Source organism: Streptomyces sp. XY006, assembly GCF_002237655.1.
Classification (GTDB): Bacteria; Actinomycetota; Actinomycetes; order Streptomycetales; family Streptomycetaceae; genus Streptomyces; species Streptomyces levis.
In genome coordinates this window covers 1-14320 of the sequence record NZ_NOKT01000017.1, presented here as the reverse complement: position 1 = coordinate 14320, position 14320 = coordinate 1, and the positions used below count along the sequence as shown (strand labels likewise).

11 protein-coding genes are annotated in these 14320 nt (G+C 72.4%); 6 read left to right on the top strand and 5 right to left on the bottom strand.

What is annotated here, in order from left to right:
• Window positions 1-2: 2 nt before the first annotated feature.
• The 5 genes from CHR28_RS20515 to CHR28_RS20495 are packed head-to-tail and all read right to left on the bottom strand — an operon-like array spanning window position 3 to window position 3379.
• A complete protein-coding gene (locus CHR28_RS20515) occupies window positions 3-941 on the bottom strand; it encodes a ketoacyl-ACP synthase III (protein ID WP_094055124.1) in 939 nt (312 codons plus the stop codon).
• The gene (locus tag CHR28_RS20510; RefSeq protein ID WP_094055123.1) at window positions 938-1186 is read right to left on the bottom strand and encodes a phosphopantetheine-binding protein; all 249 of its coding nucleotides are present in this window, start codon (window positions 1184-1186) and stop codon (window positions 938-940) included. Before CHR28_RS20510 ends, CHR28_RS20515 begins: the two co-directional genes overlap by 4 nt.
• Before the next feature lie 50 nt (window positions 1187-1236).
• On the bottom strand, window positions 1237-1500 hold the full coding sequence (locus CHR28_RS20505) for a lipoyl domain-containing protein (RefSeq protein ID WP_256984319.1): 264 nt from the start codon (window positions 1498-1500) through the stop codon (window positions 1237-1239).
• The gene (locus CHR28_RS20500; RefSeq protein WP_094055122.1) at window positions 1497-2474 is read right to left on the bottom strand and encodes an alpha-ketoacid dehydrogenase subunit beta; all 978 of its coding nucleotides are present in this window, start codon (window positions 2472-2474) and stop codon (window positions 1497-1499) included. The genes CHR28_RS20505 and CHR28_RS20500 overlap by 4 nt, the downstream gene beginning before the upstream one ends.
• Window positions 2474-3379: a thiamine pyrophosphate-dependent dehydrogenase E1 component subunit alpha gene (locus tag CHR28_RS20495; protein WP_256984318.1), complete on the bottom strand. Its 906-nt coding sequence runs from the start codon at window positions 3377-3379 to the stop codon at window positions 2474-2476. Before CHR28_RS20495 ends, CHR28_RS20500 begins: the two co-directional genes overlap by 1 nt.
• 552 nt (window positions 3380-3931) lie before the next feature.
• Here CHR28_RS20495 and CHR28_RS20490 point away from each other — a divergent pair.
• The 6 genes from CHR28_RS20490 to CHR28_RS20465 all read left to right on the top strand — a co-directional run.
• The gene (locus CHR28_RS20490; protein ID WP_094055121.1) at window positions 3932-4147 is read left to right on the top strand and encodes an MbtH family protein; all 216 of its coding nucleotides are present in this window, start codon (window positions 3932-3934) and stop codon (window positions 4145-4147) included.
• 51 nt (window positions 4148-4198) lie between these two features.
• Window positions 4199-5017, top strand: coding sequence for an LmbU family transcriptional regulator (locus CHR28_RS20485; protein ID WP_306437574.1), 819 nt, complete (start codon window positions 4199-4201; stop codon window positions 5015-5017).
• A gap of 49 nt (window positions 5018-5066) precedes the next feature.
• Complete coding sequence (locus tag CHR28_RS20480) at window positions 5067-6653, top strand: amino acid adenylation domain-containing protein (RefSeq protein WP_094055120.1); 1587 nt, start codon at window positions 5067-5069, stop codon at window positions 6651-6653.
• 34 nt (window positions 6654-6687) lie between these two features.
• On the top strand, window positions 6688-6930 hold the full coding sequence (locus CHR28_RS20475; protein ID WP_094055119.1) for an acyl carrier protein: 243 nt from the start codon (window positions 6688-6690) through the stop codon (window positions 6928-6930).
• A gap of 60 nt (window positions 6931-6990) precedes the next feature.
• Window positions 6991-8178: an NAD(P)/FAD-dependent oxidoreductase gene (locus CHR28_RS20470; RefSeq protein ID WP_094055118.1), complete on the top strand. Its 1188-nt coding sequence runs from the start codon at window positions 6991-6993 to the stop codon at window positions 8176-8178.
• Between the two features lie 44 nt (window positions 8179-8222).
• On the top strand, window positions 8223-14320 hold a 6098-nt coding region (locus CHR28_RS20465; RefSeq protein WP_107473135.1), incomplete at its 3' end, for a non-ribosomal peptide synthetase.

Sequence of the window (14320 nt, the reverse complement as noted above, 5' to 3'; positions counted from 1 at the left end):
GGTCAGCGGGCCGCGGTGCCCGGCACCCGGTAGTCCACCGCGACCCCGCCCCACGCCTCGCCGGCGCCGTACGCGACGGCTCCGAGCCGCCCCGAGGCGGGCAGGGAGCCGGAGTCCAGCTCCTCGGCGAAGGCCAGGGGGATGGAGGCGGACGACGTGTTGCCGGAATGCTCGATCCGGTTCACGAAGGGCACGCCGAGATGGGTGGTGAAGCCGCGGACCTGCTCCAGGATGCGGCCGTTGGCCTGATGGCCGACCAGGACGGTCGGCGCGGGGCCGTGATCGAAGAGGTACTGCGCGGACTCCGACATGCGGCGCACGGCCCGGTCGTACACCTGCATGCCGTCCAGGTGGATACCGCCCTCACCGGTCTCCCGCATGAGCGCTTCCTGCGAGCCGTCGCAGCCGGCGACCTGCCGGAAGGGCGCGAACGGCGCGCGGTCCTCCAGCAGGACGGCCGCGGCGCCGTCGGCGAAGATGCACGCCGTCTGCCGGTCCGTGCGGTCCACCAGCCGGGACATGGCCTCCACCGAACACACCAGAACCGAGCGCGCCTGTCCCGACTCGCACAGCGAGAGCCCGGCGACCAGTCCGTAGACGAAGCCGCAGCAGGCGGCGTTCATGTCGAAGGCCAGCACCGCGGAGTCCAGGCCGGCCTGTCGCGCCACCTGCTGCGCGATGCCCGGGACGCGTTGGCGCACCGATGTGCTGACGACGACCAGAGCGCCGATCGAGGACGGGTCCGGCAACCGTGTCACGATCGGCGCACACGCCTCCGCGGCGACGTCCGTCAGCGGCATGCCGTCCGGCAGCCACGAGCGGGACGCGATACCGCTGCGGCGCCGGATCCACTCGTCGGTGAGGCCGATCGACGCGAAGTCGTCGTTGGTGACCGTCCGCCCGGGTTTGGCCGTGGCGACATCGACGATGCCGGCGCTCACTGCCCGTTCGCCAGCTTCACGAAATAGCTGCTGAAGTCGTCCAGGAAGGCGAAGGCCGCGGTCTCCTGCAGGTCGCCCTTGACCTGGAGTTCACGCTCCAGCTGCTGGTGCAGCTCGACCAGGTCGAGGGAGTCGAGGTCGAGGTCGGCGACCGGCCGGGTGAGGTCCTCGGGCCCCAGGGCCGGGTCGCGCTCGCGCAGCTTGGCCAGCATCGTGTCCGTGATACGGCTCTCGATGTCACTCATGCTCGTTCTCCGTTCGGGAAATGGCTCACAGGGCCGGGGTGTCGGGCATCTCATGCGGGGCCGGGCTGCCCGGCCGCCAGCCGGTACAGGGGCTCACCGGACTTCAGGACCGTGCCGACCGTCGCGGAATGGGCCGTGACCCGTCCCGGGACCTCCGCCACGATCTCCGTGCTGGCCTTGTCGGTCTCCACGACCGCGATGACGTCCCCCCGCTCGACCAGGTCGCCGACGGCGGCGACCCACTCGATGAGCAGGGCCTCGCCGAGGCCGTGGCCGAAGCTGGGAACGTACATGTCCACCGGGGAGTCGGTCACTCCGTCATCACCTGCACCTCGTCCGTGATCTGCTGCACACCGATCAGGTAGTCCTTCTCGAAATCCGCCGGGGGATAGGCCCGGCGGGCGGGAGCCAGCCGGCGGACCGGGGCGCGCAGAACACCGAATCCGTGCTCGGCCACGAACGCGGCGATCTCGGAGCCGATGCCGACGTCCTTGGTCCCCTCGTGCACGATCAGCAGCCGCCCGGTGCCGGCGACGGACTCCATCACCGTGTCCATGTCGAGCGGGGCCACCCAGCGCAGGTCCACCACCTCGACGTCCACAGCGGGGGCGAGGGCGTGCGCCGCCTGCAGCACCTCATGGGTGACCGCGCCATAGGTGACGATCGTCAGGTCCGTGCCGCGCCGCACCACCCGGGCCGCGGTCGGCGACTTCGCGGGCCGGGCATCCCGGACGGGTGTGTTCCGCCGCCAGTACAGGCGGATCGGTTCGTACATCACCACGGGGGAACCGAGCCGTACCGCGTACCGCAGGATCTGGTCGGCGTCCTCGCCCGTGGACGGGCACGCCACGGACAGCCCCGGAACGCGGGCGAACAGCGCCTCGTTGGACTCGCTGTGGTGCTCGACGCCCCGGACGCCGCCGCCGCTCGGGATGCGCACCACCAGGTTCGGGCTGACCTGGCCGTTCCACCGATCGCCGATCCGGGCCGCCTGGGTCACCAGCTGGTTCACCGCCGGATAGGTGAACCCGTCGAACTGGATCTCACAGACCGGGACCAGCCCGCTCATCGCGAGGCCGACCGCCTGGCCGACGATCGTGGACTCGGCGAGGAGCGAGTCGCGCACCCGGTCCGCTCCGAAGCGGTCCCGCAGGCCCCGGGTCACCCGGAAGACGCCCCCGAGCCGGCCGATGTCCTCGCCGAGCAGCAGCAGTGCGGGATCCTGGTCGAGCAGGTCGGCGAGGGTCGTGTTGATCGACTCCGCCAGGGGCACGGACGCGGTGCTCATCACGTGTACTCCTTCATCAACTGCTCGCGCAGCACCCGGACTTCCGCCTCGACGCCGTCGAACCACGCGGCGTCCACCAGGCCCGAGGCCCGCAGCCGGGCCGCATAGGCGGTCACCGGGTCCGCCGCTCGGGCCTGTGCGATGTCCTCGCCGGTGCGGTAGATCTCCTGGGCGTCGGAGGTCGAGTGGCCGTGCATGCGTGCCACCTCGATCTCGACGAGCCGGGGTGAGCGTTCCGCGCGGATGTGGGCGGCGGCCCGCGAGCAGGCGGAGAAGACGGTCTCCGGATCCCCGCCCGGGATCCGCTCGGCCTCGATCCCGAAGCCCCGGGCACGCTCGGCCAGCGAGGTGCGCATCTGCTCCCGGGCCGGCTTCGAGATGGCCCAGCCGTTGTTCTGGCAGACGAACAGCACGGAAGCCGACTCGACGGCGGCGAGGTTCATCGCCTCCGACATGTCGCCCTCGCTGGTGGCGCCGTCCCCGATGTACACGACGACGAAGTCCTCGCGGCCCTGCAGCCGTCGCCCGATCGAGTAGCCGACGCCGTGCAGCGTCTGCGCGGCCAGCACCAGGGTGTAGGGGAAGAAGCGGAGACCGAGCGGGTCCCAGCCGCAGAAGGTCCGGCCGCCCCACTGCGCGACCAGTTCGGCGGGCGTCACGCCGCGCAGGAGGGCGACGGCGTGTTCGCGGTAGCTGGGGAAGACGGTCGGGTCCGGGCCGACGGCGAGCGCGGAGCCCACCTGAGCGGCCTCCTGCCCCTGGCAGGACAACCAGAGGTCCAGCGCTCCCTGCTTCTGCAGCTGCCGGGCCTCCTCGTCGATGCCCCTCGCCACCAGCATGTGGCGCAACAGCGACCGCCGCATGTCGTCGTCTGGGTCTGTCGTGTACTCGGATTCTGACGTCAAGTCCGATCACCAGTCGTAGGTCCGTCGAGGGGCTTTCTGCCGTCATGCGTGCGGAACACACCGAAAGGCTTCCCGCGGAAAGGGAAACCGCATGGCGCGGGCCGGACGCGGAATACCGGTGAAAAGGAGAAACCGGTGCTCGCGCGCAGGTGGGGCATGCGTCGGTGCGTATCCACCCTGGTAGTCGTCCGGTGCGGAACGGTGAAGAAGAGAAACCTTCGACCGACCTTTTGCAGGACGGTCCCGGCCCGAGGTGGGAAATGGGCCGGCCCGAATACGGGTGTGCCCGCCCCGGGCCGCTGATCGGTCATGGTGGCACAAGAATCCCGGCGGATACAGATTGCGGCAGGCGGCAGGGGGGCCGGTGTTCTTCCGCCTTGTGAGGTCGGCGGCCGAGACCTAAGTTGGCGTTGGCATTCCAGGGGCGCTGCGGATGCCGGGATGTCCCGTCGACGGGACGACGCCGATCGGTGAACCCGCCCCTGACCCTTTCCCGAACTCGGCCTGGCGCTTATTCCTGCCGAGTCTCCCGCGACGTTCGAGGACGGTGGCATGAGCACGAACCCTTTCGATGACGAAGACGGTCGCTTCCATGTGCTGGTCAACGACGAGGACCAGCACTCCCTGTGGCCGGTGTTCGTCGACACGCCTGCGGGCTGGCGGGTGGTTTTCGGTGAGGCGTCCCGGGCCGAGTGCCTGGAGTACGTCGAGCGGAACTGGACGGACCTGCGCCCGAGGAGCCTGCGCGAGGCGATGGCGGAGGGCTGAACTCCGGCCGTACGGACCGCGGTGGGGAGACGACGGTGGGGAGGGCAACCTGTGACGACGGTGAGCCGCTGCACGACGACCGGGGCGGGAGCCGGCGGAGGAGGCACGCCGCGTGAGGCGGTGCTGTCCTTCGTCGGGGGACAGGCCACGGTGGGCTCGTCGGGGATGACCTTCCCGCAGGGCCTGCCGGAGCGGTCCTGGGAGCGGATCGGGAGCGGCCTGCGCGAGCTCACGAACTCCTCGGCGTGGTGGCTCGGCGACTGGTTGATCTACGGGGAGACCACCTACGGGGCGCGGCGCTACCGGGAGGCCGTCGAGCGGACCGGCCTCGACTACCAGACGCTGCGCAACTACGCGTGGGTGGCCCGCCGGTTCGAGCACCACCGCAGGTGGGACAGTCTCAGCTTCGCCCACCACGCGGAGGTCACCAGCCTGCCCCCGGACGAGCAGGACCACTGGCTGCACGAGGCCGACCGGCTCAAGTGGTCGCGCAACGAGCTGCGCAGGGCGCTGCGCGCCGGACCGGCCGAGCGGCACGCGGCGGCCGGATCTGCCCCGGGAGGCGTTCTCCCGGCCGCATCCGTCCCGCGCGCCGTCCCGTCGGCCGGCGGTGCCCCGTTGGCGGGGGACCAGGCCGATGGCGACGACACGCGCCGCACGGCGTCCCGGACCGGCGCCCCGGGTGCCACCACCGGACCGCGCGGAAAGGTCGCCACCCTCACCATCGAACTGTCCGCCGGACAACTGGACCACTACTCGCAGGTGGCGGCCGCACACGGTCTGCCCGTGGAGCAGTGGGTGACGCGGATGCTCGACGCCGCCGACCGGCGTACCTCCCAAGAGCGCCGGCCACGGCCCCTTCCCCGGTGACGTGCGGCCGGCCCGGCCGGCCACACGTCCCTCACATCGGAGTCAGTTGATGATCCTTCAGGGCAAGCGGGTCGACCTGCCCCCGGAGCCCGTCGTCCACCGGCGGTTCGAGGCGCACGCCGAGGCCACCCCCGACGCCGTCGCCGTCTTCTGTGCCGGGCGCCGGATGACGTACGCGGAGCTGAACGCGGAGGCGAACAGGTTCGCCTACGTCCTCCTGGCGCGCGGGCATGGGCGGGGCGCCAAGGTCGGGATCTGCCTCGACTACTCGATCGACATGCTCGTCGCCGTCCTCGGCACGCTGAAGGCCGGGGCGGCCTATGTGCCGCTCGACCCGGCCTACCCGGCGGCGAGGCTGCGGCTGCTGCTCGGCCAGATACCGGATCTCGCCCTGATCGTGGCGTCCCCGGCGACGGCCCCGCTGGTCGCGTCGTCCTCCGCCGAGGTCGTCGACCTCGGCCGGCTGCCCGGTCCTTCGGCCGGCCACCCCGACACCGGCCCCGACGTCCGGGTCACCGGGGACGACGTCTGCTACGCGGTCTTCACCTCCGGCTCGACCGGGACACCGAAGCTCACCGCCATCCGGCACGAGGGCTGGTTCAACCTGCTGAACTGGCTGACGGACGAGTACGGGCTGCACCGCGGCTCGCACCACCTGGTCGTCAGCGCCTTCGGGTTCGACCTGTCCCAGCGCAGCCTGATGGCTCCGCTCTTCTGCGGCGCCACCCAGCATCTGATGGCGAGCCGGAACGTCGACGTGATGATGGCCTACCGCATGCTGACCGACCACGACATCCGCGTGGTGCACTGCGCCTCCAGCACGCTGTACCTGCTGGTGGACCGGGAGACCGCGCGGGGCGGAGACGCACTCGCCCGGCTGGACTACCTGCTGTTCGGCGGCGAGCCGCTGAAGAGCGAACGGATCGCGGACTGGGCGGCGCGCGAGGGCACCACGTGCACCCTCCTGCACCAGTACGGTGTCGCCGAGTGCACGGACGTCGCGACCTCTTACGACCTCGCCGGGCAACGGCCGGGCGACGGGCAGGCGGCTCCGGTGGGCCGGCCCGCGTACAACACGGACATCCTCCTCCTCGACGAGCAGTTGCGCGGTGTCGCGCCGGGGGAGAGGGGCGAGATCTGCATCGCCGGGACCGGTGTCGGCGCGGGCTATCTCAACGGCTCGGGTCCCGAGTCCGAGCGGTTCACTTCGGTCGAGGTCGACGGCGTGCCCCGCCGGCTGTACCGCACGGGCGACCGCGGCTACGTGACGGAGGCCGGGGACCTGGTCGTCCTGGGCAGGATCGACGCGCAGGTGAAGATCCGGGGCATGCGCATCGATCCCGCGGACGTCGAGCGGGCGCTCGGCCGTCTGGCAGGGGTGCGGGAGGCCGCGGTCGTGGTCGCTCCCGCGGAGTCGGGCGAGGCCGAACTGACCGCGTTCGTCGTGCCGGAGGGAGACGTCCTCGCCGAGGACGAGGTGCGTGAGGGCCTCTTGCGGTCCTTGCCGCGGAACATGGTCCCGGCCCGGTTCGTCGGCATCGCGCACATCCCGCTGAGCCCGCACGGCAAGGTCGACCGCGCCGCGCTGCTCGACGCGATCCGCAGCGGCCCCGACAGCAGGGGTACGGCGGCCTGACCCGCGGACCCGCGATGACGACGAGGGGAACCCAATGATCACCGACGACGTGCGCGCCATCTGGTGCCGGGAACTCCGGCGCGACCACATAGCGGACGACCAGAACTTCTTCGCCCTGGGCGGCCAGTCCCTGATCATGGCCAGGATCCAGGGCGCGTTCGCCGACGAGCTGGGTGTCGAGGTGCCGATGGACCGGCTGTTCCTCAACCCGACGATCGCCTCGATCTCCGCCTACATCGGGTCCCTGGACTCGATGGCTCCCCCGCATCGGACGTGAGGGGTGGCCGCGTCACTCCGCGACACTCCGGACAACAGACCACCTGGCAAGAGAGGCGCCATGTACGACGTGATTGTCATAGGTGCCCGTTGCGCGGGAGCGCCGACGGCCATGCTCTTCGCACGCCGGGGTTATCGGGTCCTGCTCCTGGAGAAAGCGCGCTTCCCGCAGGACACCCTGTCCTCGCACTACATCCACCAGCCGGGTGTGGCCCTGCTGAAGCAGTGGGGCCTGCTCGACGAACTGCGCGCGGCGGGCTGCCGCCCGATCGACCACCAGAGCTACGAGGCACCCGGTGTCCGGCTGGACGGCTTCTCCCTGCCGGTCGACGGCCAGCGCACCACCTACGCGCCCCGGCGGTACGTCCTCGACCCGATCCTCGCGCGCGGCGCCGTCGCGGCCGGAGCGGAGTTCCGCGAGTCCTGCGCCGTCACCGATCTGATCTTCGACGGCGACCGGGTCGTCGGCGTGCGGCACACCACACCCGGCGGGTCCACGGCCACGGAGCGGGCCCATCTCGTCGTGGGCGCGGACGGCATGCGGTCGCTGGTGGCCCGCAAGGCCGGCGCGCGCAACGTCGTCGAGCACCCGCGGCAGACCTGCACCTACTACAGCTACTGGGCCGGGGTGCCCGCGCACTTCGAGTCCTACGCCCGCCCCGGGCGCTGGATCGGCGTCATCCCGACCAACGACGACCTCACGCTGCTCATGGCCTACTTCCCGCAGGACGAGTTCTCGGGGGTGCGCAAGGCGGTGGAACCCGCCTACCTCGACGCCTTCCGCACCACGGCGCCCGAGCTGTACGAGCGGATGCGGGCGGGCGAGCGCGTGGAGCAGCTGTACGGCACGGGGCACCAGGAGAACTTCTTCCGCAAGGCCTACGGCCCCGGCTGGGCCCTGGTCGGCGACGCGGTGAACCACAAGGACTCCATCACCGCCCGCGGCATCACCGAGGCCTTCCTCCAGGCCCGGACCCTCACCCGGCACATCGGGGACCGGCTCCACGACCCCAGGGCGCTCGAGGCGGCGCTGGAGCGGTACGAGGAGGACCTCGACGAGGACCACACCAGCTTCTACCAGGCCGCCCTGAACGTGGCCGAGCTCAAGCCCGAGGGGCGCACCGACATGCTCCGGAAACTGGTCGGCCACCAGGACCTGATCGACCGCTACTTCTCGACCCTGTCGGGCGCCTGCTCCATCGACGACTTCTACAACGCCGACCTGCTGACGCTGCTCGACCAGAGCTGAGTGACGGCTCGCTGCGCGGCGGCCCCGCCGATTTTGGAGAAACAATGATCCCGTTGTCGTTCGCGCAGCGTCGGCTGTGGTTCGTGCACCAGTTCGAAGGTCCGTCGTCGACGTACAACGGCGCCTTCGCCCTGCGGCTGACCGGAGACCTCGACGTGGGCGCCTTGCAGTCGGCCCTCCGCGACCTCGTCCACCGGCACGAGGTTCTGCGCACGGTGATCGCCGAGGACGAGGACGGCGTCCCGCACCAGCGCGTGCTGCCACCGGACACGGCGCCCCTCACCCTGCCGGTCGCCGGCGTCGCGCGGGAGGAGGAGCGGGCGGCTGCCGTGCACGACACGGCCACCGCCCCCTTCGACCTGGCCGCCGACGTCCCGCTGCGGGCCCGGCTGCTGCGGTCCGGGCCGCACGAGCACACCCTCGTGCTCGTCGCCCACCACATCGCGGTGGACGGGGAGTCGTTCGGGCCCCTGTTCCGTGACCTCGCCCTCGCCTACGGTGCCCGCCGCGAGGGCCGGGCCCCGGCGTGGGAGCCGCTCGCCGCGCAGTACGCGGACTACACGCTGTGGCAGCGGGACCTGCTCGGCGACGAGTCGGATCCCGCCAGCCTGGCCGCACGCCAACTGGAGTACTGGCGGCGGGCGCTGGCCGATCTGCGGCAGCCGCTGGCCCTGCCCACCGACCGCCCCCGCCCCAAGGCCGTCGGGCCGCACGGCGACGTGGTCCGGTTCACCGTGGAGCCCGAACTGCTCCGGTCCGTGGAGCGGCTGGCCACGCAACAGGGCACCACCGTGTCGATGATCATGCACGCGGCGCTCGCGGTCCTCCTGCACCACCTCGGCTGCGGCGACGACATCCCGATCGGCGCACCGATCGCCGGCCGCACCGACGAGGAACTGCGCGACCTCGTCGGTTTCTTCGTCAACACCTGGGTCCTGCGCGTCGACCTGTCGGGCGACCCGGCCTTCCGCGACCTGCTGGAGCGGGTACGGGACACCTCCCTCGCCGCCTACGACAACCAGGACATGCCGTTCGAGCGGCTCGTGGAACTGCTCAGCCCCGAACGCTCCGCCGCCTACAACCCGTTCTTCCAGGTCATGCTCTCCTGGCAGCCGCCCGTACCGGACCTGGAACTGCCGGGCCTGCGCGTCCGGGCCGAGCGGCTGGAGACGGCGACGGCCAAGTTCGACCTGTTCTTCGACATGCTGCCGGACGGCACCGGCGGGGCGGGGTGCCGCCTGGAGTACGCCACCGACCTGTTCGACCCCACCACGGCGGAGTCCGTCGCACACCGCTTCGTCCGCGTCCTGCGGCGTCTCGTGGCCGACCCGGACCAGCGCGTCGGCGGGCTCGACGTGCTCGATGCGACCGAACGGGACCTGCTGCTGGTCCGGCTCAACGACACGGCGACCGCGACGCCGGAGGTGACCGTCCCAGGCCTGTTCGAGCAGCAAGTGGCCCGCACACCGGACACCCCAGCCGTCGTGTGCGACGACCGGACGCTGACCTACCGGGAACTCGACGACCGGGCCGACGGCATCGCCCGTGAACTCGCCCGGCACGGCGCCGGACCCGAGGACCTGGTGGTCCTGGCCCTGCCGCGCACCGAGGACCTGGTCGCCGGTCTGCTCGGCGTCCTCAAGTCCGGCGCCGGCTACCTGCCGATGGACCCACGGCACCTCGGCGGGCGGGCCGCGACCGTACTGGCCGAAGCGCGCCCCCGGTTCGTCGTCACGGACACCGCGACGGCCGCCGCCCTGCCGCCCCACGCCATGGCGGTCGTCGACCTCGACCGACGCGCGGAGTGGGACGCGTCCGGACCGGCACCCGGCCGGACCGGCACGCCGCACTCGGACAACCTGGCGTACGTGATGTACACCTCCGGCTCCACGGGCACGCCGAAGGGAGCGGCCATCACCCACCGCAGCGTCGTCAACGGCGTGCGGGCCCTGGCCCGTGTGCTCGACGCGCCGCCCGGCTTCCGGATGCTGGCCGGCACCTCGGTCAACTTCGACGTCTCGGTCTTCGAGTTGCTGACCACCCTCACCACTGGCGGCACGGCCGAGCTCGTGCCGGACGTGCTGGCCCTCGTCGAACGCGGCGGCTGGGACGGCCAGGTGATCAGCGCGGTGCCCTCGGTCCTCGCGGAACTGGTCGGCCACCTGGACCGGATGACCGGCGTGCGCACCGTCGTCTTCGCGGGCGACGTCCTGCCCGCCGCCCTCGTCGCCCAGGTGCGCGAGGCGCTGCCCGGCGTACAGGTGGTGAACTCCTACGGCCAGAGCGAGAGCTTCTACGCCACGACGTTCTCCCTCACCGCGTCCGAGCAGGTGCCGCAGGGCGACGTCGCCCCCATCGGCACACCCCTGGACAACATGCGTGCCTACGTCCTCGGCCCAGGGCTCGCCCCGGTGCCACGGGGCGTGACCGGGGAGCTGTACGTGGCGGGGACCTGCCTCGGCCGCGGCTACCACGGCCGCCCGGGCATGACGGCCGAGCGGTACGTGGCCAGTCCGTTCGGCCCGCCGGGCGAGCGGATGTACCGCACGGGCGACCTCGCCCGCTGGAACGCGCGCGGAGAGCTGGAGTGCCTGGGCCGGGCCGACAACCAGGTGAAGGTGCGCGGCTTCCGCATCGAGACCGCCGAGGTCGAGGCCGCGTGCCTGCAGCACCCGGGCATCAGCCAGGCCGTGGTGATCGGCAGGGAAGCGCCGTCGGGCGGGCGGCGGCTCGTCGCGTACGTGGTGCACACCGGCGAGGGAGCCGTCGGCGACGACGGCGCCGGCGGCATCGGCGACGTGGACGTGATGGCCGGGGCCTCACCCGCCGAGCTGCGCCGGTTCGTCGCGGCACGGCTGCCCGACTACATGGTGCCGTCCGCCTTCGTGGCGCTCGGCCGGATGCCGCTCGGCCCGACCGGCAAGCTGGACCGCTCCGCGCTGCCCGAACCGGAGTTCACCGGGGAGGCCTACCGGGAGCCGCGCACCGAGGCCGAGGCCGTCATCACCGCCGCGTACGCCGACGTGCTCGGAGTGGAACGCGTCGGTGCCGACGACGACTTCTTCGCGGTGGGCGGGGACAGCCTGCGGTCCATCCAGGTGGTGGCGCGGGCCCGGGCCCGCGGCCTGGACCTCACCACGCGGGAGATCTTCGAGTGCCGCACGGCGGCCCGCCTCGCCGAGGTGGCCTCCGCCCGCCGGGACCGCACCCCCGCCCTCGCCGAGGACGAGGACGGCGGCATCGGGCCGATGCCCCTGCCACCGGTGGCCCGGCACGTGTTCGAACACGGCGGCGGCATCGACCGGTTCGCCATGGCGATGACGCTCGAACTGCCCGTCGGCATCGACGAGCAGGGGCTCGCCGCGACGCTCGACGCCGTGCTCGACCGGCATGATCTGCTGCGTGCGCGGCTGGTGCGCGGCCCCGAACCCGCCCTCCTGGCACGCCCCGCGGGAACCGTGCGGGCGGCGGACCTGATCCACCGGGTGCCCTGCGACGGCCGCTGGGACGAGCCGGCCGCGCTGCATGCGGCCAGGGCGGAGCTGGACGCGGCGGCCGGGCGCCTCGACCCGGAGGCCGGGATCCTGGTGGACGCCGTCTGGTTCGCCGCCCCGTCGGGAGCGGGCCGGCTGCTGCTCGTCGTGCACCACCTGGTGGTGGACGGCGTCTCCTGGCGCATCCTCATGGCGGACCTCGCCGAGGCGTGGCAGCGCATCCGGGCCGGCCGCAACCCGGACCTGCCCGAGGTGGGCACGTCCGCCCGGCGCTGGGCGGCGGCGCTGCAGGAGGAGGCGTACTCCGAGCAGCGTGAGGCGGAACTCCCGTACTGGCTGGACCTGCTGGAGACGCCCGACCCGCCGCTCGGCACCCGGCCCTTCGACCCGGCGGTGGACGTGATGGCCACCGTCGACACCGTGCGGGTGGAGCTGCCCGCCGAGATCACCGAAGCGGTCCTGACCACCCTGCCCGCGGCCTACCGGGGCACCGCCACCGACGTGCTGCTCGCCGCGCTGGCCCTGGCGGTGGACCACTGGCGTGGCGTGGACCGACCCACGCCGGTCCGGCTGGAGGGACACGGCCGCGAGACGGAACTCGTCCCGGGAGCCGATCTCTCGCGGACCGTCGGATGGTTCACCAGCATGCACCCGGCCCGGATCGACGTACGGGGAGTGGAGTGGGCCGAGGTGCTCGCGGGCGGCCCCGCGGCCGGGGCCGCGATCAAACGGGTCAAGGAGCAACTGCGCGCCGTCCCCGACAAGGGCATGGGATACGGGCTGCTGCGCCACCTCAACGCCGACACGGCCGGGCAGCTCTCCGGATACCCGGCACCGCAGATCGGGTTCAACTACCTCGGCCGGATCTCCGGCACCGACGTGCCCGAGGAGCTGCGCGCGAACGGCTGGGGCCCGTCGCCCTGGTCCACCGAGCTGGTCCCGGCACCCGATCCGGACCTGCCCGCGCTGTCCGTGCTGGAGGTCAACTCGGTCGCCACGGACGGTGCCGACGGCCCGCGGCTGCAGACCGCCTTCATGTTCGCCACGGGCGTGCTGTCCCGGGAGCGGGCCGCCGAACTGGCCCGGCTGTGGGTCGAGGTGCTGCACGGCATGGCCGGGCACGCCACCCGCCCCGAGGCCGGCGGTCTCACCCCCGCCGACGCACCGCTGGTCGCGGTGGGACAGGACGAGATCGAGACCTGGGAACAGCGCTACGGCCGGCTCACCGAGGTCTGGCCGCAGGCCCCGGGACAGTCCGGCATCCAGTTCCAGGCCGCGCTCGCCGACGGCTCCTTCGACGTCTACCACATGCAGTTCGTGCTGCACCTGTCCGGCCGGGCCGACCCGGAGCGCATGCGCGCGGCCGGCCAGGCCCTGCTCGACCGCTATCCGAACCTGCGGTCGGCGTTCCTCACCGCCGCCGGGGGCGACCCCGTGCAGGTCGTGCCCGAACACGTCCGGCTGCCCTGGCGGCACATCGACCTGACCGGCCGGGACGCCGCCGGCACGGACGCGGCGCTCGACAGGGCCCTCGCCGAGGACCGGGCGGACCGCCTCGATCCCGCCCGCCCCCCGCTGTTCCGCCTCGCCCTGCTCACCTACGGGCCGGAGCAGGCCAAGCTGATCATCACCGCCCACCACACCCTGTTCGACGGCTGGTCCTCCCCGGTGGTGATCACGGACCTCATCCGGCTCTACGCCGGCAGCGAGGAGCTCGCCCCGGTCCGCAGCTACGGCGACTACCTGACATGGCTGTCCACCCGGGACCGGGAGGCGGCGGCCGCCGGATGGGCCGCCGCGCTCGACGGATTCGACCAGCCGACCCTCGTCGCCCCGAACGCCCCGCTCCAGCAGGACGTGTCCGCCCTCGGCCGCATCGAGGTGCCCCTGTCCATCGACAAGGGCCGCGGCCTCGCCCGGCGCGCCGCGGAGCTCGGCGTCACCCTCAACACCCTCCTCCAGGGCGCCTGGGGAATCCTGCTGTCCACCCTCACCGGGCAGCAGGACGTGGTGTTCGGAGCCGCCGTCAACGGCCGCCCGGCGGACGTACCGGGCTCGGACGGGATGGTCGGCCTGTTCATCAACACCCTGCCGACCCGGGTGACGATCCGGCCGGACCGCAGCGTGGGCGACCTCGTCACCGACCTCCAGGACCGGCAGACCGCGCTGCTCGACCACCACCACCTCGGCCTCGCCGACATCCAGCGCGGCGCCGGGCTGCCCGCCCTGTTCGACACGATCGTCGTCTTCGAGAACTACCCCGTCGACCGCGAGGGCATCGTCGACGCCAACCTCGCGGCCGGCTTCACCATCGACGCCATCCGCCCCTTCGCAGGCTCCCACTACCCCCTCACCCTCAACGCCTCCGACCCCTACCTGCGGCTCTCCCTCGACCACCAGCACCACCTCTACGACCGCGCGGACGCCGAGGTCATCGCCGCCCGGCTGGTCCGGATCCTCGACCAGCTGCACGACGATCCGACGCAGCCGGTGAGTGCGGTGGAGGTGCTGTCGGCGGAGGAGCGGGAGTGGTTGGTGCGGGGGGTGAACGATACGGCGGTCGCGGTGGAGCCGGGGACGTTGCCGGATGCGTTCGAGGCGCAGGTGGCGCGTGATCCGGACCGGGTGGCGGTGGTCGCGGAGGGGGA